Genomic DNA, 21,227 nt, shown 5'->3' on the forward strand with positions numbered 1-21,227 from the left:
TTCAATCGTTTTTGCTTTCGCAGGGCTCTCTACAATCAGTAAATTCTTAGCCATAAGTTGGTTGAACAAGCCGGTTTTTTTGCGGACATCGGCAGCACAATATTATAAAATGATTGATAAATGGACGAAAAGAATGGGGAAAGAGGGGTGAATGATGCGTGATGAGTGATTGAAAATCAAGGAAGATGTCTGCTCAACTGAATTGTGAATGAACATCATTGGCTTAAGAAAAAGTAGTAATAACAACTTACAAAAACTCAATAATTGCCTTCTTCACTTTGTTATCCCGGTAAATACGTCGATGTCCCAAACCTTTGGTGAGCATAAACTGAAAGTTGGGATGATCGTCTTGCTGAATTTTTTCTGCATCGGCCCAGGGAGTTACATCATCATCCTCATCATGTATCCATAACACTTCAGCTTTCATTTTTTGAGCGGCTTGTCGGATGGAAATTTCATACGGCTCTCGTCCGCTGCGTTCCCTGATAATGTTGTTCATCTCTTCTTTCACCACTTCATCAATATGAAGAAAAGCAGCAAAGGTGTTCACCGCTCTTTCTGTTTCGGTTGCCGGAGCAATCAACACCAGTTTTTTGTTTTCCTGGTATTGTTGTTCTTCCATAAAAAGAGAAAGCGCTAAACCACCAAATGAATGTGCAATAAATGAATGTATGGGGCCGAATTTTTCATACACTGCTTTGATCGTATCTCTGTACTGGAATGCATTTACAGTTTTGCCGCTGCTGTCGCCATGCGCCGGAGCATCAAACGCAATAACTTCATAACCTTTCTTCACCAAAGGCATTACAAAGTGATCGAACTTTTTTACAGTAGAAGAGAAGCCATGCAGGATGAGTGCTTTCTTTGTTTGTGGATGATTCCAGCGATAACCAACCAACTGGTAATTCTCAAATTTTAAATGCAGCTTTTCTGCTTTATCAAATACCGCCGGGGCCTTCTTTTTATTAGTAGTGTAAGGTGTGCAGAATAATTCAAATGCCTTCTCTGCAGCTTTGCGTTTCGATAGTTTGGCAAACAGGTTCAGCTTTGCCTTGTAATAACCGATCACTAATTTCTGGGCGAGTTTCATATTTCGGTAATACTGTTTTACTTTGTTGCAAATTACTTCTTCCGTTTCATTAACTGTTGCATTGTATGAACATTGTTCTCCTCGGTTCGGGTAACACAGCCACGGTGCTTGCCAAAATGATCAAAAAAGCAGACCACACAATTGCGCAGGTGTGGAGCAGGAATACTGCCTATGCAGAAGCACTTGCTGCCAAAGTACATGCAAAAGCCATTGCTTCGTTAGACGATATTACCAGCGAAGCGGACATTTGTATCATGGCCGTAACAGACACTGCAATTCCTGAGCTGGCAAAGCAGCTGAAGTTAAAACGGAAGATATTGGTACATACGGCGGGCAGTGTAAACAAAGATGTGTTGCGTAACAGTTCACCAAACTATGGGGTGTTGTATCCGCTGCAAAGTTTGCGAAAGGAGATGATCGTTATTCCGCCTGTTCCTTTTTTAGTAGATGGAAATTCAGATGAAGTGAATGTGTTGCTGGCCGATTTTGCTGCTTCCTTTTCCGATAATGTTCAACCCGCCGATGATGATACACGTTTAAAGATGCATCTGGCAGCTGTAATGGTGAGCAACTTCACCAATCATTTGTATGCGTTGACTGAAGATTATTGCAAAGACCGTCACCTCGATTTTAAATTATTGCACCCGCTCATTATTGAAGTGGCCTGTCGGTTAACACAAGGCAGTGCGGTGGATATGCAAACAGGTCCGGCTCGCAGGGGCGATGAAGAAACCATTAAAAAGCATTTGCTGCTGTTGGAGATCGATGAGCACTTACAGGATCTTTACCACGAACTTTCGGAAAGCATAAGAAGGCTGTATCGAAAAAAGTAAGAACTTCGGCCGCAACAATTACGTATGAACCTGCTCGAACGTTTTTCCGGTATTAAGACTTTTGTGTTTGACATGGATGGTGTGCTCACCGATGGCTCACTCATCATTATGCCCGGCAACGAGCATATCCGCACGATGAATATAAAAGACGGTTATGCTTTACAGTTAGCAGTAAAGAAAGGCTACAACGTTGCAGTGATCTCAGGCAGTGTTAGCAAACCCTGTGCAGAGCGACTGGAATATCTCGGCATACGTAATGTGTTCATGAAAGTGAAGGATAAAGAAGAAGTGCTGGCACAGTTCCTACTCTCTAATCATTTGAAATGGGAAGAAACCCTGTTTATGGGCGATGATATCCCTGATCTGGAAGTGATGAAGTTGGTGGGGCTTTCGGCCTGCCCGGCTGATGCAGTGCCTGAAATAAAAGCTGTATCAACTTTTATTTCAACCATCAACGGCGGTAAAGGTTGTGTGCGTGAAGTAATTGAGAAAGTGTTAAAGCTGAATGATGACTGGGCGGTTGAGGCAGCGGGAGTAAGTGCGTTATAAAATCAACGGTCAATAGACAATTGGTAATAAGCAAAAAAGAAATTTGTAACGTTTGCCAGTTGCTCATTGCCCATTGTCCATTGCTTATTGGCATTTCGACTTATCTTCACATCATAAATTAACCGATGCAGAAGCTCGCTGATTTTTTTAAACTCATTCGTTGGCCCAATCTTGTTTTTATTGCGTTAACACAAGTGCTGTTTTTCTATTGCGTGGTAAAACCTGTAATGTTTGGGAGTATTTACATGACGAGAGAGTATCATCAACTGTTTTTTATTCTTTGTCTTTCCTCCGTATTTATTGCAGCAGCCGGTTATGTGATCAACGATTATTTTGATTTGAATATTGATCTGGTGAATAAGCCCGGCAGAATGGTGGTTGATCGAAGCATCAGCAGGAGATGGGCTATTTTCTTTCATCTATTCTTTTCATTTGCAGGCGTACTGATGGGTTTCTACATCGGTTTGCAGAATGGTAACTGGATCATCGGCTTTGCAAACATGGGCTGTGTATTTGTATTGTGGTTTTACAGTACAACATTTAAAAAGCGATTATTGACCGGCAATATTCTCATTTCACTTTTAACAGCATGGGTTGTGTTTGTGGTGTACCTGCTGACAGTTCATCAGCAAACCGATCTCATGCATCCGGTGCAACCGGGATCACATCAAAAATTATTAAGGTTGGCAATTCTGTATTCCAGTTTTGCCTTTATCATTACGCTTATTCGTGAAGTGGTAAAAGATATTGAAGACATGGATGGTGATGCCAAGTATGGTTGTAAAACCATGCCGATCGTATGGGGCGTTCCGTTTTCAAAAGTATTTGTATCGATCTGGATGGTGATCTTACTTGTGCTACTGATCGTGGTTTTGTTTTACGTGCTGCAGTTCAGGATGTGGATCGCTGCCGGCTACAACTTCCTGTTGATCATTCTTCCTACGGCCTATGTTTTATTCCTGTTGTTCAAAGCGAACCAAACAAAGGATTTTTCTTTGTTAAGTAAATGGATCAAAGCGGTGATCTTCACCGGAATTGTCTCCATGGTATTGTTTAAATTTTTTGCCTGATGGAACGAATCATTCTTGCTTCTCAATCGCCCCGGCGCAAGCAATTGCTGGAGTGGGCAGAAATTCCTTTTGATGTAATAGTAAAGGAAACGGATGAAATGTATCCGGCTTCGTTAAGTATAGAAAAAGTGCCTGTGTACATTGCACGAAACAAAGCATTGGCAGTAAAAGAAGAATTGAGTCACGACCGATTGATCCTTGCAGCTGATACAATTGTTGTGTTGAATGGAAAAGTGATCGGCAAACCAACAAGCAAAGAAAATGCGGTACAGATATTAAGCGAACTATCCGGCCAGGTACACCAGGTGATTACAGGTGTGGTATTGATGCGTGATGATACGGAGATGGCATTTGCTGATATTACTGAAGTGGAGTTTCATCAACTCAGTAAGCCGCAGATCGAATTTTATGTAAACAAATACAAGCCTTACGATAAAGCCGGTGCTTACGCTATCCAGGAATGGATCGGTGTGGTTGGTATTAAACGGGTGAAAGGCGATTTTTATAATGTAATGGGATTACCTGTGAGCAGGGTGATGAAGGCTATTCTGGAATTTGAAAATTGAGCAGGTGTTGACAATGCGAAGTTCTTTGTTTAATTTTCAAATCAACCAATTCTTAAACCTTCAAATTGCTGCTCATGAACGAACACCTGCTGCAATTTATCTGGCAGCACCTATACTTTAACCGTGATTATCTTTCAACTGTTCATCAGGAACCTGTACAAATTATTTCACAGGGATTACTCAATACAAATCAAGGCCCTGATTTTTTGCATGCCAGGTTGCTCATCAATAATGTTACATGGGCCGGTACAATTGAACTCCATTTAAAAACAAGTGATTGGCAGAAGCATGGTCATACCGATGACGAACATTACAACAATGTGATCCTGCATGTGGTGTATGAACATGATGAAACAACTGAAACCACAATTCCTGTTCTTGAGTTAAAGAACCGCATTTCATCTTCTTTGTTGCAACACTACCGTCAACTGATGGAGCAAAATAGTTTTGTTGCTTGCGAAACCCAGTTACAACAGGTAAGTGAAATTGTTTGGGATAGCTGGAAGGAACGAATGGTGGCTGAACGGTTGCAACAGAAAAATGAACATATTCAAAACATACTGCAGCAAACCAATCGTCATTGGGAGGAAGCATTCTGGCAACTGCTTGCAAGAAATTTCGGCAGTCCGTTGAATGCTGATGCATTTGGAGCTATTGCTCAAAGCTTGCCTGTAACATTGTTGGCTAAACACAAGAACCAGATCCATCAAATTGAAGCATTGTTGTTGGGACAGGCGGGATTATTGATTGGCGAGTTTGCAGAAGATTATCCCATCATGCTGCAGAAAGAATATAAATTTCTGCAGCAGAAACATCAGTTAAAGCCAGTATCTCATCCCATCCATTTTTTGCGGATGCGGCCTTCGAATTTTCCCACGATCAGGTTGGCTCAGCTGGCGATGCTTATCCATCAATCAAATCATTTGTTTTCAAAAGTGATGGAAGCAAAGAGCCTTGATGATACCAGGCAAATGTTTTCAGTAACTGCAAATGATTACTGGCATTATCATTACATGCTCAATGAAGAAAGCGCCTATCGTAAAAAGCAATTGGGTAAAACAATGATCGATAACCTGCTCATCAATACTGTTATTCCATTGTTGTTTGTTTATGCCGATGAACAGCACAATGAACACACAAAGGAAAAGGCTATTCAATGGTTGCAGCAAATGCCGAAAGAACGAAACAGCATCACACAGCAATGGGAAGATGCAGGTGCAACTCATCAATCAGCATTCGATTCACAGGCATTACTTTTCCTGAAAAAGAATTACTGTACAGCAAAACGTTGTCTGCAATGTGCTGTTGGCAACAGTATTTTAAAAATGCAGTTTACCAGTTGAACACTACGTTCTGTTCAATATCCGGATGAATACTTTTTGCTACCGGGCAGGTGAGTGCTGCATTCTGCAAAATGGTTTTCTGCTTCTCATCGAGCTGAAGATGTGATGGAAAATGAAAGGTTACATCAACAGCACCAATTCGCCGTGGCTCCGATTTCATGTGCTTTTGAATATTAATTTTTACTCCTTCAAGATTTACTTGCATATCCCTTGCTTTAATACCCATGATGGTGAGCATACAGCTGCCCAAAGCCGTTGCAACGAGGTCGCTGGGGGAGAAGCGTTCAGCTTTGCCCTGGTTGTCGAGCGGGGCATCGGTTTCAATTTTGCTGTGACTGTGGAGATGTTCTGCTTCGGTACGTAATTCGCCTTTATAAACAATTGCGGAGGTCATGTTGTTAAATTTATGGTTCAGAAATTGGTGGCAATATACCACAATGCCACATCTATCGTTTTAATCTGTAAATTTACGTTCAAACAATAATTTCAGGCTTGTGAAAATAATTTACCTAAGCTTCGCTCTTCTACTGGTAATGAGTACAACTGTTGCACAGGAAAAAAATGTCCGTAAAACAGAGCGTGATGCAAAGAAAGAAGCACGCAGGGAGAAAATTGATAATCTTATCCGCCAGCAGGAAGAAGGTGCACTTGTCTTCAATAAACAAAATGTATTTGGGTTACGCCTCAATACCGATGGATGGGGAGTGGTTTATGAAAGAGGTTATTTGAAAACTGTAAAAACAACCAATCTTTTTGCACTTGAGTTCAACGAAAAGAAACATCCTAAGGAACAAAAAATCAACAGGATATTAGATAATAATGGTTTCCTTCAAATTGGTAACCCTTTCGTGTATGGTAAGCGTAACAGCTTTTACCAATTGAAATTGTCATATGGGCAACAACGGATGATTGGCGGTAAAACTAATAAGAACGGTGTTGCGGTACATGCTATTTACGCTGGCGGTTTTTCTGCAGGGTTAGAACGTCCATATTATGTTCGTGTGCAGGATAATACCCCTGAGGGTACACGAAATATAAAGTATACATCTGCAGACAGCGGCCTTTTTCTTGCGCCCGCTCCAACTATTCTTATGGGTACAGGCTTGCGTTTTGGCTGGAACGAATTAAAATTTGTTCCCGGAGTACATGCAAAAGCAGCTCTGCGTTTCGATTACGGACGATTTAATGAAGTGGTGACCGCCATTGAAATAGGCATGAACATCGAAGCATATTCCCGTAAAGTGCAGATCATGCTGCTGAACCCCGAGCAGCAGGTGTTTTTTAACGGCTATATAGCCCTTATGTTTGGTAAACGAAAGTAGCCTAACTTTGCCCCTCATTTAGATGAACTTATGCAGGAAATTGTAGTGAATGATGCTGCCGCAGAGCAGAAATTAAAAAAGCCCGATTGGCTGAGAGTACGCTTACCCATTGGTGAAAGCTATCGCCATGTTCGTAATCTTGTTGATAAGAATAAACTTCATACTATTTGCGAAAGTGGTAATTGTCCAAACATGGGCGAGTGCTGGGGAGAAGGTACAGCCACGTTTATGATATTGGGTAATACCTGTACCCGCAGCTGTGGTTTTTGTGCCGTAGCAACAGGCCGGCCCGATCCGGTTGATTGGGACGAACCGCAACGTGTAGCCGAAGCCATCCATTTAATGAAAGTGAAACATGCTGTACTTACGTCTGTGGATCGTGATGAAATTAAAGATGGTGGCAGCATTATCTGGTACAATACCATCAGGGCAGTAAAGGCATTGAACCCCGATACAACATTGGAAACCCTTATCCCTGATTTTAAAGGCCAGATGGAAAATGTGCAACGTATAGTGGAAGCACATCCTGAAGTAGTATCGCATAACATTGAAACGGTTGAACGTTTAACACGGCAGGTGCGTATTCAGGCCAAGTACTGGCGAAGTATGGATGTGTTACGTTACCTGAAAGAAAATGGTATGCGGGTGAAGAGCGGTATCATGTTGGGTTTGGGTGAAACAAAAGAAGAAGTGATTCAAACGTTAAACGATTTGAAGAATAACGGAGTGGACGTGGTAACGATCGGTCAGTACCTGCAACCAACCAAAAAACATTTAGCTGTACAACGTTTTGTTCATCCCGATGAATTTGCTGAGTACCGTGAAATTGGTTACAGCATTGGATTGGATTATGTGGAGAGTGGTCCGTTGGTGCGTTCAAGTTATCATAGTGAAAAGCATGTGGTTCCCGGTTATGGCAGAGCCAAATGGGAAGAAGAGAAAGCAAATTTTATTGCATAGATCTTTTATGAAGAAAATATTACTTGGAGCAGTGTTGTATATCATCACTGCTCCTTTTTGTTTAGCACAGGTTCACTGGAAGAATGTTGATTCTCTTTTTGGATCATTGCCTTCATCAGTTCATGTATATACCACAAATGATAAAATTGAAGGGAAGCCCAATATTGCTTACTATCTAATTGCTGATTTGAAAGACAGGAAACTGAATTTTACTACTGATACAACTTACAAACGCCGCTTTACTCCACAACAGTTTTATGAAAAGAATCAGCAGCCTTTACTGGTGGTGAATGGAACTTTTTTTGATTTTGCTACGAACAGGAATTTGAATGCAGTGATCAAAGATGGAAAACTTGTTTCATACAATGTGCATACAACTGCATTGAAAGGAAAGGATACCTTGATGTATATGCATACATTTCGTTCAGCCATTGGCATCAGTAAAAAAAGAAAAGCTGACGTGGCTTGGTTGTATACTGACAGCACAAAGAAAAAAGCATTAGCATCACAAGATAATTGGAATCCTCGCAAAGATTCTTTAGCCTTTATTCCTTATGAGTGGGTTTCATCGTTTAAAGTGCCACGTAATAAACGATTCCACAAGGAACATCATTTATTCTTCGAAAAAATTTTTCGCAAATGGAAGATGCAAACCGCTATTGGCGGGGGACCGGTACTAATTCAAAAAGAAGAAATACAAATAACCAATAACGAAGAGCGGATGTTCATGGACAAAGCCATCAACGATAAACATCCACGAACAGCCATGGGTTATACAGCTGATGGCAAACTCATTATTCTTGTTGTGCAAGGTCGTATGCCCGGTATTGCAGAAGGTGCTTCGTTAACGCAATTAGCAAAACTCTTACTAGATCTTGGATGTGTGGAAGCATTAAACCTCGATGGGGGTGGAAGTAGCTGCATGTTGGTTAATGGAAAGGAAACCATCAAGCCAAGTGATAAAGAAGGGCAACGTCCGGTGCCTGGTGTGTTTATGATTCAAGCAAAAAATAAATAATTTTATACCTCCTTCGGGATGTAGCGCAGTCCGGTAGCGTGCTTCGTTCGGGACGAAGAGGTCGCTGGTTCGAATCCAGTCATCCCGACATTCGTTTCAAAGAGACAATCATTTATCCTATTGGTATTGCTTAAGGATTTGCTGAAGCTGCTGCATGAGTTTGTTAGCAGAAGCGTTCAGTTCTGGAGCAGGGCCGGCCATGGATGCAGGTAAATGAAACCAGCGCCCCGGCTTAAAAGACCATGGTCCAGGATTGGCAGATGCAATGCCTTAGATACTGTGTTGAGGTGAGCGGAAGCTGACGGATTTATACGTTGTGAGCGCTTTTAATAGGGAGTATCATGGGAGTTGAGTGGGAGTAAAGTGGCTTAATAAGCGAAGGATGTAGGCAATGGGCAATAGGCAAAGGGCAATGAGCAATAGGCAAAGGGCAATAGGCAAAGGGATTAGGAATAGGGAATTAGGGATTGGGAATTAGGGATTGGGAATTAGGAATTGGTGTGCTGGATTGAGATGTTGGGGCGGGAAGGGAACAGTGGCTGTGGCAGGAGGCTCTACAGACGGCTTTTGGTCAGGGTTCTGATTTTCGTTTTTTCTTTTTCTTTTCGTGTTGCCGGTATAATTGGTCTACTGCTTCGATGAAAAGGATGCTTTGTTCATAAAAATGAAGTCGGCTGTTGCAGTCGTTGCCGGTTTCTACTTCGGGAGCCTGATCACTTGAAAGGATGGCTATGGTTAACATCCATAGTTCGTCTTTGATGCCCGGTGCGGTGTAATACCTGAAATGATCTTCGATGATGTTCCAGAGTTGATCTTTACTGCAATTGGTTTGTTGCAACTGCATTTTCATTTTCTGTTGGTGGATGGAAAGTGTGCTCATGTGATGATGTTTTATGCTGCTGTTGATGTGAGTTGTCTTCCCGAGGTACGAGGGATCTGCTGAGGTGCAAAGGCTTAGCAGATTTCTTCCCGTAAAACGGGACAGGCACTAACGTCGAAATGACAAGAAGAGTGAGCTGTTGGTGATGGTTGCTCACAGATTGCACGGAGGTACACGGATGAAATACTGTTAAGGCGAGCCGGGAAAGGCGGTGATGATATTACCCGCAGGGCAGGTGATGACTGTAATGAGGGAAGTGGGATTGCCGTTACGTTCGTGCCCGATGATGGTGCCTGTGTCTTTGGTGCGGTAATAGTTTAAGGTGCCATGTACAGGTTGTGTTGTTTCTTCCTTTGCTTCTTTGATGTGTTGAATGATGTCGTGAACAGGCAGACAAAACTTTCCTGTGCCAGGGTGCCGTTCGATGCGGTAGTAGTGCCGTTCAATGATGTGGGCAAATGCTGTGATGCTGAGATAGTAAGACTTTTGTTTTAAACGGCTTGAGTTTGGTAGCTGAGCAAAGAGATCATTACTCATTTGTGTGAGCCATTGCTGTGTGTCGGAAAGGAGGAAGAGGAGTTTGATGAATTCCTGTTCGGAGTAAGACATAGATAAGGGGGTTAAGGGTTAAAGGTTATGAGTTTGGATCGCTATTGAGGTACGTAAAAGACTTTCAACATCCTGTTGTTGGTTCAACTCTTTTTCTTTTATCTTTTTGCTCCCGAAGATGCTTCGCTCATCGGGACAGGTTGTCCAAAAAGAAACAAAAAGGACCCCGAAAACCAATGTATCCCGACGCTCCCGAAGATGCTTCGCTCGTCGGGACAAGTGCGGCCGGGATCTTCGACAGCCTGGTTTTCGGTTTACGCCTTGATTTGGATTTGGTGCTACTGTAGTGAATAACTGTTGTGCTTTCACGATCATCCTCTGTGTAATAGGTTGATTTATTGTATGCATGTTGTTTATTTAATGATTGGTTACCGGCTGCGTGTTCCCGGTTGCGGGCTTGCTACGAAGCTCCTGTGCCTTGTTTCTTGTTCCTTGATCCTTTACTGTTTTTCTTTTTGGGTTTAGGTTTGGATTTGATAGCTGACTGATTCTGGAACCATACAGCTTCGATGAATATCTCGAGCTCGTAGTAGAACCAGAGGATGCTGTCTCTTTCTTTGGCATCTTCGAAATGGGTATTGTTTGTGGTAAGGGCTATCTCAGTAAGTGCGGCGAGTGAGCGACGAATCTCGTGGAGATGATAGGCGCCGAAAAAGGTTTGGATGAATTTGCAGGCATGCTTTGCTTCCTTGTTGCTTAAGCGGACCGGGGTGTTGTTGAATTGCGGTGGGAGTTGATGGTATAGCATTGGTTGATGGTTAATAGTTCATAGTTCATGGTTCATGGTGAGCAGGTAGTTGATAGCCGATAGTTGGTAGTTGATAGCCGATAGTTGGTAGCCGATAGCCGATAGTCGTGAGTTGTGAGTTGTTAGTGGTGAGTGCCGGGCTGATGGTTGTGTATTGACTGTACAAAGTTGATGGGCTGTGGAGGGATATGCAATTCTGCGAGGGGATAGATTATTCCTATGCGGGGGATAATTTATGCGCAAGGGGTGTATTAATGCACTTTCATTTGTGATAGCGGAAACTTATATTTGTTTTATGGATACAAGCACAACTAAAACGATACATGAAGGACGTAATGTAAAACGCTTTCGTGAAATGTTAGGGATAAAGCAGGAAGCATTGGCTGCTGCGTTGGGTGATGAGTGGAACCAAAAGAAAATTTCGTTGCTGGAAGCAAAGGATAAGCTTGAAGCAGGTATTTTGGAAGATGTGGCGAAGGCGTTGAAGGTGCCTGTGGAAGCGATAAAGAATTTTGATGAAGAAGCTGCGTTATTGAATATTCAAAATAACTATGATGGTTCGGTGATTAATGCCGGGCCAACAATAAATTATCAATGCACAATCGATCCTATTGACAAAATGATTCAGTTATATGAAAGGATGTTGAAAGAGAAGGATGAGAAGATTGAATTGTTACAGAAGCTATTTGAAAGAAAATAAAGCGAGTTTTTTTGAATGCCTCCGGTGACGGGGGCTTTTTTTATTTATTTTGATCCTTGATTCTCAGCTGATATGTGAGATTGTAATTTTAACCAGCCGACCCAGCCTCAGCAACGCTTCTAGTAACAGTGAGTCAGCTACGCCCCGCCAACAACCATTTTCTGCGTATGACCCTTTTCCATTAGATTTGTTACCGACAAAACATATTATCAATAACGCTTTGCGTTGCTGACGTTTCTTCTACAGTAAAACGACCAATTTTAGAAAACAGAAAGAAACAGTTCATGCGATGCACCCGTACGGGTGCATTCCTTGCTGTTTTCAATTCTGTTTAGGTGCTTGGTCGTACCTTCTGTAGATAGGATTCAGATGTAGGAGCACCCCTTTTTTTGCTCCGGTCTGAACCCAGCGTTTGGCAACCAATTCTGCCAAACTGCTTATGAACTTTCCTACTAAGGACTCTGCTATTCAGAAAATCTTACAGCTTGTTGAACGCTTTCACGAACAAAAAGAATCTTATCATCGTGCCGATTATAACGAAACCCTAACCCGGCGTGATTTCATTGATCCGTTTTTTAAAGCATTAGGTTGGGATGTTGACAATGAACATGGATTTGCAGAAAGCTACCGTGAAGTAATACATGAAGACAGGGTGAAAGTAGGTGGAGCAACAAAAGCACCCGACTATTCTTTCAGGCTAAGTGGGGGAAAGCGTTTGTTTTTTGTAGAAGCGAAAAAACCAAGCGTACTTATTAAAGATGATATTACACCTGCCTATCAGGTTCGGCGTTATGGCTGGAGTGCTAAGCTACCCATCAGCATTATTACCGACTTTGAAGAGTTTGCCATCTACGATTGCACAAAAAAACCAAACCCAACAGACAAAGCCAGCAATGGCCGCTTAAAGTATCTCACTTATTCCAACTACTTAAATGAATTTGATTTCATCTGGGATACATTCAGTAAGGAACGGGTTTTAAAAGGAAGTTTTGATAAATTTATCCAAAGCGATAAGCATAAAAAAGGAACCACTACAGTTGATCATGAGTTTCTTCAATCGCTTGATACATGGCGAACATTTCTTGCAAACAATATTGCACTGCGGAATAATATTGATGAAGATGAACTGAATTTTATTGTTCAGCATATTATCGACCGGATTATTTTTTTACGCATAGCAGAAGATAGAAGTGTTGAGAACTATGGTAATTTAAAAGACACGTTAAAAGGCGATGATTATTACCAAAACCTTCTCCGGCAGTTTCACACCGCCGATCAGAAATACAATTCCGGCCTGTTCGATTTTAAAAAAGACAAGATCAGCGATAGTATTGCCATTGATAATAAAGTAATAAAGAGCATTATCAATGATCTTTACTATCCATTAAGTCCTTATGAGTTTTCTGTATTGTCAGTTGAAATTCTTGGCAGTGCTTATGAACAGTTTTTAGGTAAAACCATTACACTCTCCAAAACAGGCAAAGCCCTTATTGAAGAAAAGCCGGAGGTAAGAAAAGCTGGCGGTGTTTACTATACACCTGAATATATTGTAGAGTACATTGTAAACAATACGGTGGGCAAACTCACCGAAGGAAAAACACCTAAGGAGATAAGCAAATTAAAAATTGTTGACCCGGCCTGTGGCAGTGGCAGTTTTTTAATTGGTGCTTACCAGTTCCTGCTTAACTGGCACAAAGATTATTACAGCAATAATGGCAAACCGAGCAAAGGCAGTAAAGACAATCCACTTACACCAGATGGCAATCTTACCACAGCAGAAAAGAAACGCATACTCTTAAATAATATTTACGGTGTTGACCTCGATGCAAATGCCGTGGAAGTAACCAAGCTTTCATTATTACTAAAATGTATGGAAGGTGAAACAGAAGCCAGTATTGCCACACAGCTCCGCCTTTTTCACGAACGTATATTACCGACGCTCGACGATAATATTAAATGTGGTAACAGCTTAATTGATGTTGATTTTTATAATACTGAACTGGATTTTGGTGAAGAACGAAAAATTAAACCTTTTAGTTGGAAGAAGGCTTTCTCTGAAGTATTTAAACAGGGTGGCTTTGATTGTGTGATTGGGAATCCACCATACATACGAGTGCAATTCTTAAATAGTTCTAAAGAAAGTCTAAACTACTTTGCGAACAATTATAAAACCGCTGCCGTCGGCAATTACGATATTTATGTTCTATTCATCGAAAAAGCACTGAAGATTTTGAACGAGAAGGGAATGTCAGGATATATCCTGCCGCACAAGTTTTTTAATTCCAAATATGGCGTACCAACTAGAGAAATTTTAAGTAAAGGTCAAAATCTAACTGAAATTGTACATTTTGGCGATAAACAAGTTTTCACAGGAGCAACAACCTACACCTGTTTACTTTTTCTAAGTAATAAAAAGTCTAAAGAATTCACTTTTTCAGAAGTTAATAATCTTGTTGAATGGAAGAATAACCTTACTTCTAAAAAAGGCTCAATTGACGCAAAAAGAATAACCGATAAGGAATGGAACTTATCAACGGGCAATGAGCAAGAACTATTTTCAAAGCTTGAAGCTTTGCCTTTAAAATTAGGTGAGATTTCAAAAATCTTTGTTGGGCTGCAAACAAGTGCTGATACAGTTTTTTTATTTAAAGACACCCTTAAAACGAACAAAAAGGTAATCTCCGTTTATTCAAAGGAATTAGATGAAGAAGTACAAATTGAAACAGAGTTACTGAAAGAAGTTGTAAGAAGTGGGCAAATCGGTAAGCATTGGATTAATCCAAATGCATTGGTTCTATTTCCTTACCACATAAAAGATGGTCAGCCAACTCTCATGAGTGAAAAGGAGCTAAAAACGCAATATCCTTTGGCTTGGTATTATCTGCTAAAAAATAAAGCATTGTTAGAAAATCGAGAAAACGGCAAATTCAAGGCTTCAGGGTGGTATCAACTTTACCCTAAAAACTTAGAAATGTGGGATGAGCCTAAGATAATGCTTCCCTACATGATTAAGGAACTTGCCGCATATTATGATGAAAAGAGCTACTATTTTGTAAACGTAACTACAGGCGGCTTTGGGTTAAGGATAATCAAAGAAAATATCAATCCCTTATTTATTACAGGTCTTTTAAACAGCAAAGTTTTGGATTGGTACTTAAAAAAGGTCAGCACTAATTTCAACAGTGGATATTTTGCAGCTAACAAGCAATTTTTAGTTCAGTTACCCATCGAACTTGGCAATAAACAGATAATGTCTGACATAGTCAAACTTGTTGAACAACTACACAAGTTGAACAGAGATAAACAGGAAAGTAATTTAACAAGTAAAACTGACCAGCTACAAAACCGCATTGACTATGCAGAACAGCGAATAAACGAAATAGTGTATGAGCTCTACAAGTTGACAAAAGAAGAAATAGACCTGATTGAAAAAGGTTCATAATAAACAAACAGCAAAAACATAACTTTACAAAAACTTCTGAATATGCCCCGGATAATTTCCCGGGTTACATTTTTCAGAAGTTTTTGTTTGTACGCCCTTAATAACTGAAAGCTATGCACGAACATATACCCACCGATTCCCGCTACTGCCCCGATTGTAATTCCTGTGGCAACGAAGATTGTTGCAATGCTGCCGATTGTTTATATCAATTCAATCATCCTAACTGCAGGCGGCATCTTGATCATTTGTTGTATGTGTACAAATGCAACAAAAAGTTTATCTCCCTCATTTATCAAAACCAAGACAACCACAAAGAGCTGATAAAAGAGTGGGAAGAAATTTGTTATGATACAAGCGAACGATAAAAACATTTTCTTCGTCGGCCCGAGGTCTGGTGTAACCGACACGGACTAAGAATAATTAAACTAAATCCCAGGGGCCGCTGCGTGAGACCCCGGGCTGACATAAAAAGGCCCGAGGGCTTGGGTAACCTCACCGGGTAGTTAGGATATACAAATTTCGGGGTCCACTGTGTGAGACCCCGGGCGTACGAAAGAATATTCAGTTGCTCAATGGTTCGTGAAGACACGAACCAAGGCGTAGCAAAACTAATAAGACTGCATGTGGTATTCTTGAAGGAGGTGAGACTGCATTTAAAAAACGACAGACTATATATAACCTATGAGAAGCCCCGTATAGTCCAAGTGTCTACGCAATAAAAAAATCGGGTACCTGATACAAGAATGAGGCGTAGGAAAGAGTGCTGGCTTCTTGTGCCTGAAGTGCAGGATCTAGCATAGCAAGGCACAGGAAAGCAAATCTGGAAAAGCGCCGCCTCATTCATGCGCCAGATTTCCTAAATTTAGCGACGTTAATGTTTGCAGCACTTGGAGAATTTGCTGTAAACATAAATAAACTGTATTATGCTTTATAGAATTTTACTTCTCGTAACCATGATTTCACAAGTTGCCTATGGGCAAACTGTACCAAAAGATCAAACTAAACCTTTTGTATTTGTTGATTCTATTTTGAATAAAGACGACATGACTGCAGAGATTCTTGATTTTGCATTCTCTCCTGAAATCCAGGATATACTATTGCGCTTTCAGAAAGCAATGGCAGATAACAAAGAATGGATTGAGGAATATTTTTCTAAAAATTACAAGGCAGGAGAAGGGCTGCCGTATCATGAAAAATTTGGTATTACAATAGAAGAATATCAAAAAGTTACAGATATGAATCAGTCGCCTCCTTCAGTTGTGGTAAAAGGTTCGGTACAGATAAAAGTTAAACATACAGCCGGTAACATCAGCTTCACTACAACAGATGAAGAATTAAAGTTTATTGAATTGCTTGAAATTGACCTTAAAAAGCAAATTGTGGTATTTAACAATGATACGGTTCCATATAGCAATGAAATAAATGCGCCGGCTTCAACTCCATTTGGAGAATGGGATGGATACTCATGGAAAAAGGAAAGCTCAAATCTTGGAGAAAAGGATGATCTTAAAATTGACAAATTGATTTCCAAAATTGTTGAAATTAATTTTGGCAAAGTGAAGTCAACCGGTAAGATTCTGTTACGGATTAAATATAAAGATGTTGACAGAGGACAGATAAATGCTAATATTGATATGGCGTGTTATTTAAAATAATTTGTCGGTGCGAGGTGTGACGACAAACGATCAATTCATAATACTATTAACATGAGATTACTTTTGACTCTTACTATTATTGCATTTATTTTTCATACTGCTTCAGCTCAAAATAGTAATGACACTTCTTATAGAAAACAAACTGAAAATTACAGCTATGCTTTTATAAGTATTGAAGGCAAGGCATTTAGTAAAAAGCTTAAAGTTGATGTTGATTTAGGTGACTCTCCGGAACAAATGACTGCGGGAAAGGATTTATCTGAAATTCTGACAAACAAAAAATCATATGCAGCGGTATTGAATCACATGGCAGAAAACCAATATGAGCTTGTTGAATCAAGAGATTATAGTTTTGCATATCAAGGAACAGGGGGAACTTATGGAATAATTTTTATCATGAGAAAAAAGAAGAATACTCTCTCTGGCGCAGGTCTCTGACCTGTGTGCAGTCGTAATTAATCTAACTACAACATTCTATTTCAACATAAGTAACGGATAGGTACAGGCATCCGTGGGGCAGCAAACGCCAGCCCCGGACGGAGGTAAGAACTGATCCCGAGTGTAAGGACCTCTTTTCAACAGGAGGTGAGCACATCAGCACTGGCTTTATTCTCACAGTTAAGTTTTGAATACACACACTTATAAATTTAGCGGTCGTGATTTTTTTTTAAGTTGTTTCCAATTCATTACTTTATTAAAAAAATGAAACTAACCAGCATTGTATTCGTACTTATTTTAACCACGCTTTCTTATCGGTTGGTGTCCCCACCAACCGAAATAAAAATTAAACAGCTGGTTGGTGAGGACAGCAACCAGTAAAACAAGCGCAACAAAATATTTTTCTTAAATACCTGGTTCTTAAAACTATTAATTAAAGTCTGATGACATCAACCAACGCTTCTCTGAAACATTTTTCAACTCATTTTTCGTTAGCAAACATATTCCTGTTTCTCCTGCTTGTGCTTTTTACAATCTCTTCAATTGAGGCACCTGCCCAACAATTCAAAGTTAGCTTAAGTGACGGTGGCGATATGAAAGACAATGTAACATCGTTTTATAAAAATGGCAACTATGTATATGCAGCCAATATTGATTACGGAAAAATGCAGGTTGCTTTTATAGGAAACCTGAAAAAAGTGACGTATGGAATCAGCATAAAACAATACGACGAACAATTAAAAGAACTGAAAACAATTTCTATTGACAATAACGAAAAGGATCTAGGGCCTTTCTTACCAAAAGTGCATTATTCAAAAACCGGCATCCTGGTAGTTTATTTCCGCTATACAAATGATGACAAAATAAGAATGTACGCCACAAAGGTTGATCTCAACGATTTAAAAGTTATTAAAACAAGCCTTATACTGGAATATGATCGAAAGAACATCGGCTCATTCGGATTAGCAGAGACCTATTATGAAACGGATTGCCAAATCTCTGTTTCACCGGATGAAAAAAAGATATTCTTAGCGCATACAAGTCCCAAACTCATCGTAACAAGCGTAGTAGATACAGATCTTACCCCTGTTCAAAAAACTGAGTTTACCAGTGTAAATCTCCGTAATTTGATGGTTACGGATTTGCATGTAGATAACAATGGTAATAAAGTAATTTTATATCGCCATAATAATCCTGCACTTAAAAGTCTCTACGAAAGAGGGATCTTTTTTCAGCCTGCCAATTCAAAAGGCACATTTGCGGTAATTAATTTTGCTGATAAAAAAATACCCGCAAAGCTTGTTTTGAAGGAATCTGCAGACGGCAAAAAATTATACCTGGGTGGTCAATATTTTATCCAGGAGTACGATGATGGCATTAAGGGAATTTTATTAGCTGAGGTTCAAATCGAAAAACAAACAATTTCAAACCCGGTATTTTGTGCATTTACTGATGAAATAATAAAAAGAACTTTTGATCTGGATTTTGCAACACGAAAAAAAGGAGCGATTTCAATTACAGGGCAGGCAAACGACATTCAGATCAATGAAATGAAAGATGGAACAATTGTAGTATCTACCGATTTAGAGACATCATCAACGGGCCATACATCAAATATGACCACCTATTTTTCAGGACCCTTACTTCATGCTTTCTTTAAACCCGATGGTAAAACATCAGTTGCATTTGTGCCCAAAAAACAGGTTTCAAACATTTTTACGGGATATACAACCTATGTTTATGAGGATAAACTTATTTGCATTTTTTCTGATCATTCCAGGAATCATCAAAAAGAAATGGAGGACAAGGACATAAATTTAATTCGCACACCGGAAGGAATCATTCCAATATCGGTTGGTTACGACTCCAATGCCAAGTTATTGTTTAAGAATCCTGTAATAGACAGTAAAACAAAAATGAAAGGTCATGTAATCACCCCATCTGCTTTGATGTATGAAAAGAATAAAATTCTTTTTATCGTTGGCGAAATCAAATTGAACATGATAAAATATTATTCACGGATAAACAATCTTCTTTACCTGGAAATATTGTAACAGAAAAGCGAGAGTAAAGGACGTTGGTACCGGTACCTGGCGCAAGAATGAGGCGAAGGAAAGAGTGTTGGCTTCTTCCCGCTGGGGCGGGACAGGTGATGCCTGAAGTACAGAATCTTTCATAGCAAGACACAAGAAGCCAACCCACAAAAGCACCGCCTCATTCTTGCGCCAGATTTCCTAAATTTATCGTAAATGATACTTACACCGGGTGGGGAATAAACAATGAACGTTTAGTTATAAATTTAGCTACTGTTACGGGAGGACGATTTTCAAATAGCGCCACATCGTCAAGCCGTACCGTTAGCAGCTGTTATGAAATTACATTCTTTAATTCCACCATTACTTTTTATCATGTTTTTTGGATGCGTTGAAAATTCTATTAAAAAAGCGACGCCTCAAATAAATATTAAAGACACTATTTATGAGAATAAGACCTTCTTCATTCAATATGGTGATACTATTTGGCAGCAAGACATAGTTTATTTTATTCCCACTAACCCAACTACTGAAATTTCAAATTTCTTTTATGAAGCCAGTATGGACCCTTGGAATGAGAAGACCACCTACAAAATCTATTTTCAAAGGGATGATGTAATTAAATTGACTGACAGTATGCTTCATGTTTTGTCTCCTCGCAAGCAAGATGACTTTGCATCTTTTCATGACGAAATACGCCTTTTTGAGCATTTAAAACGGCAAGCTGTAAACAACAAAATTGATGAAATAATTTTTGGGAATGAATTACCGGTATTGTTGGAAAATATCAAACCACTTGTTATCAATCAGTCAACAAAAGATACACCACAATATCTAATCGTGAAGCAAAGGCAAGAATCTGTGGACACGGTGGCCTATTCATATGGCTATGATGTAATGACATCCAATACATACTATATTAAGAACAAATTTGGTGATACAATTTTACTTTCAACTGGCAGAATAAAAGATCTACCGATTAAAATACCAAAATAACGATTGCTAGATTTTCGGTCTGGAGTCTGGTCTTGCCGCCCCCGGGAATTAGAATAAAAAAACATAATTCAAATGAACAATATCGAAAACATCCGGGTTGAACTCGAAGATTTTATAGCAGTAGATAAATTTAAAGAATACCAGCATCTACAACCAGCCGTTGAAAACTCAACTGAGGAAACCAGGGAGTTTGTGAATGCCGAGATGAATGCATGCTGTAAGGAGCTTTTACAACAATTAATGCAAGAGAACATACACGAGCAGGATCTTAAAAAAACAGTTCGTGCAAACCTGGAGAAAATTGAAGATTATGTTTTAGATACAGAGGATCGGGAGTTTTGTTATGAGTTGTATAATAAAATAGGACAGATACTCGGAATTGACATTGAAGACAAAACCATTTCAATGGAGCAAAAGCTTTTGCAAGACCTTGAAAAATTGGCAAAGAACGCCGGCATTAACTTAAAAGACTTTCTTCCTCCAAATTCAAAATAAATTCCAGCTTGTTCGTCTGCATTATCATTACAACCTTTCATTACAATGGACGAAAGAACATTAGAAATACTAAATCGTTTTGCTAAATCCTGGGTGGAAACTGAAAGTCGATATAGTGATCTGGTTGAAAATCATGAGGGATTTGAAAGACTCAAACCTGTTCTACATTTCATTTTGACATTAAAAGGAAAGGGCGAAGACAAATACTTTCGACTGGGTACTTCTATGCATACTTTGACTATTTCACGTTCAGTAAACCACGGACTACGTCCTGATCAAAAACACTTAAAAGTCGAAGCCGTTGACACAAATGACTTTGAAGTGATCTTTCAAGAAGGTGAAAAAATATATCGAAAATACAGAATTAAAAGCTTGGACGATATTAAGCTAGCAAACTCATTACAGACACTTAAACATACATTAGTTGACTAGTTCCTTCGTCGTAATAAAAGAACTAAACAATTTTTTTCTTCGCTTCGT

At 39.7% G+C, this 21,227-nt stretch carries 23 protein-coding genes and 1 tRNA gene; 18 read left to right on the forward strand and 6 right to left on the reverse strand.

The features are described from left to right. Positions 1–247: 247 nt before the first annotated feature. A complete protein-coding gene (locus tag VK159_RS06985; RefSeq protein ID WP_324229415.1) occupies positions 248–1,090 on the reverse strand; it encodes an alpha/beta hydrolase in 843 nt (280 codons plus the stop codon). A 65-nt stretch (positions 1,091–1,155) separates the two neighbouring features. On the opposite strand from VK159_RS06985, the gene VK159_RS06990 reads away from it, so the two are divergent. From VK159_RS06990 to VK159_RS07010, 5 genes are all read left to right on the forward strand, one after another. Then, positions 1,156–1,923, forward strand: coding sequence for a Rossmann-like and DUF2520 domain-containing protein (locus VK159_RS06990; protein ID WP_324229416.1), 768 nt, complete (start codon positions 1,156–1,158; stop codon positions 1,921–1,923). 24 nt (positions 1,924–1,947) lie between these two features. Further along, complete coding sequence (locus tag VK159_RS06995; protein WP_324229417.1) at positions 1,948–2,472, forward strand: HAD-IIIA family hydrolase; 525 nt, start codon at positions 1,948–1,950, stop codon at positions 2,470–2,472. A 125-nt stretch (positions 2,473–2,597) separates the two neighbouring features. After that, positions 2,598–3,542 (forward strand): geranylgeranylglycerol-phosphate geranylgeranyltransferase, encoded by a 945-nt coding sequence (locus tag VK159_RS07000; protein ID WP_324229418.1) that lies wholly within the window; start codon positions 2,598–2,600, stop codon positions 3,540–3,542. After that, the gene (locus tag VK159_RS07005; protein WP_324229419.1) at positions 3,542–4,108 is read left to right on the forward strand and encodes a Maf family nucleotide pyrophosphatase; all 567 of its coding nucleotides are present in this window, start codon (positions 3,542–3,544) and stop codon (positions 4,106–4,108) included. The genes VK159_RS07000 and VK159_RS07005 overlap by 1 nt, the downstream gene beginning before the upstream one ends. A 74-nt stretch (positions 4,109–4,182) precedes the next feature. Further along, complete coding sequence (locus VK159_RS07010; protein WP_324229420.1) at positions 4,183–5,451, forward strand: DUF2851 family protein; 1,269 nt, start codon at positions 4,183–4,185, stop codon at positions 5,449–5,451. Here VK159_RS07010 and VK159_RS07015 read toward each other — a convergent pair. Beyond that, entirely contained in the window at positions 5,441–5,845 is a 405-nt protein-coding gene (locus VK159_RS07015) for an OsmC family protein (RefSeq protein WP_324229421.1), read from the reverse strand. The genes VK159_RS07010 and VK159_RS07015 overlap by 11 nt on opposite strands. Positions 5,846–5,945: 100 nt before the next feature. On the opposite strand from VK159_RS07015, the gene VK159_RS07020 reads away from it, so the two are divergent. The 4 genes from VK159_RS07020 to VK159_RS07035 all read left to right on the forward strand — a co-directional run bounded on the left by VK159_RS07020 (position 5,946) and on the right by VK159_RS07035 (position 8,839). Continuing rightward, complete coding sequence (locus tag VK159_RS07020; protein WP_324229422.1) at positions 5,946–6,773, forward strand: hypothetical protein; 828 nt, start codon at positions 5,946–5,948, stop codon at positions 6,771–6,773. A gap of 30 nt (positions 6,774–6,803) precedes the next feature. Then, positions 6,804–7,733, forward strand: a complete 930-nt coding sequence (gene lipA, locus VK159_RS07025) for a lipoyl synthase (protein WP_324229423.1) — start codon at positions 6,804–6,806, stop codon at positions 7,731–7,733. Positions 7,734–7,740: 7 nt separating this feature from the next. Further along, positions 7,741–8,751 (forward strand): phosphodiester glycosidase family protein, encoded by a 1,011-nt coding sequence (locus VK159_RS07030; RefSeq protein ID WP_324229424.1) that lies wholly within the window; start codon positions 7,741–7,743, stop codon positions 8,749–8,751. Between the two features lie 14 nt (positions 8,752–8,765). Further along, positions 8,766–8,839, forward strand: a tRNA-Pro gene (locus VK159_RS07035). 483 nt (positions 8,840–9,322) lie between these two features. On the opposite strand, the gene VK159_RS07040 is transcribed toward VK159_RS07035, so the two are convergent. From VK159_RS07040 to VK159_RS07055, 4 genes are all read right to left on the reverse strand, one after another. After that, positions 9,323–9,631 carry a hypothetical protein gene (locus tag VK159_RS07040; RefSeq protein WP_324229425.1) on the reverse strand — a complete coding sequence of 103 codons (309 nt, stop codon included), beginning with the start codon at positions 9,629–9,631 and terminating at the stop codon, positions 9,323–9,325. Between the two features lie 189 nt (positions 9,632–9,820). Continuing rightward, positions 9,821–10,240: a hypothetical protein gene (locus VK159_RS07045; protein WP_324229426.1), complete on the reverse strand. Its 420-nt coding sequence runs from the start codon at positions 10,238–10,240 to the stop codon at positions 9,821–9,823. 400 nt (positions 10,241–10,640) lie between these two features. Beyond that, the gene (locus tag VK159_RS07050) at positions 10,641–10,988 is read right to left on the reverse strand and encodes a hypothetical protein (RefSeq protein WP_324229427.1); all 348 of its coding nucleotides are present in this window, start codon (positions 10,986–10,988) and stop codon (positions 10,641–10,643) included. A 25-nt stretch (positions 10,989–11,013) separates the two neighbouring features. Further along, positions 11,014–11,154, reverse strand: a complete 141-nt coding sequence (locus tag VK159_RS07055; protein WP_324229428.1) for a hypothetical protein — start codon at positions 11,152–11,154, stop codon at positions 11,014–11,016. A 129-nt stretch (positions 11,155–11,283) separates the two neighbouring features. On the opposite strand from VK159_RS07055, the gene VK159_RS07060 reads away from it, so the two are divergent. From VK159_RS07060 to VK159_RS07100, 9 genes are all read left to right on the forward strand, one after another. Further along, on the forward strand, positions 11,284–11,688 hold the full coding sequence (locus tag VK159_RS07060; RefSeq protein WP_324229429.1) for a helix-turn-helix transcriptional regulator: 405 nt from the start codon (positions 11,284–11,286) through the stop codon (positions 11,686–11,688). 439 nt (positions 11,689–12,127) lie between these two features. Continuing rightward, positions 12,128–15,130, forward strand: coding sequence for an Eco57I restriction-modification methylase domain-containing protein (locus VK159_RS07065; RefSeq protein ID WP_324229430.1), 3,003 nt, complete (start codon positions 12,128–12,130; stop codon positions 15,128–15,130). Positions 15,131–15,243: 113 nt separating this feature from the next. Next, the gene (locus VK159_RS07070; protein ID WP_324229431.1) at positions 15,244–15,495 is read left to right on the forward strand and encodes a hypothetical protein; all 252 of its coding nucleotides are present in this window, start codon (positions 15,244–15,246) and stop codon (positions 15,493–15,495) included. A gap of 558 nt (positions 15,496–16,053) precedes the next feature. Further along, positions 16,054–16,785: a hypothetical protein gene (locus tag VK159_RS07075; protein WP_324229432.1), complete on the forward strand. Its 732-nt coding sequence runs from the start codon at positions 16,054–16,056 to the stop codon at positions 16,783–16,785. Between the two features lie 51 nt (positions 16,786–16,836). Then, the gene (locus tag VK159_RS07080) at positions 16,837–17,223 is read left to right on the forward strand and encodes a hypothetical protein (protein ID WP_324229433.1); all 387 of its coding nucleotides are present in this window, start codon (positions 16,837–16,839) and stop codon (positions 17,221–17,223) included. 443 nt (positions 17,224–17,666) lie between these two features. Beyond that, positions 17,667–19,277, forward strand: a complete 1,611-nt coding sequence (locus VK159_RS07085) for a hypothetical protein (protein ID WP_324229434.1) — start codon at positions 17,667–17,669, stop codon at positions 19,275–19,277. A gap of 315 nt (positions 19,278–19,592) precedes the next feature. After that, positions 19,593–20,252 (forward strand): hypothetical protein, encoded by a 660-nt coding sequence (locus tag VK159_RS07090; protein ID WP_324229435.1) that lies wholly within the window; start codon positions 19,593–19,595, stop codon positions 20,250–20,252. Positions 20,253–20,324: 72 nt separating this feature from the next. Next, positions 20,325–20,747 (forward strand): hypothetical protein, encoded by a 423-nt coding sequence (locus tag VK159_RS07095; protein WP_324229436.1) that lies wholly within the window; start codon positions 20,325–20,327, stop codon positions 20,745–20,747. Between the two features lie 45 nt (positions 20,748–20,792). Further along, on the forward strand, positions 20,793–21,179 hold the full coding sequence (locus tag VK159_RS07100) for a hypothetical protein (protein ID WP_324229437.1): 387 nt from the start codon (positions 20,793–20,795) through the stop codon (positions 21,177–21,179). The last annotated feature ends 48 nt before the right edge of the window (positions 21,180–21,227 follow it).

Source organism: Lacibacter sp., from assembly GCF_035299325.1.
Taxonomy (GTDB): Bacteria; Bacteroidota; Bacteroidia; order Chitinophagales; family Chitinophagaceae; genus Lacibacter.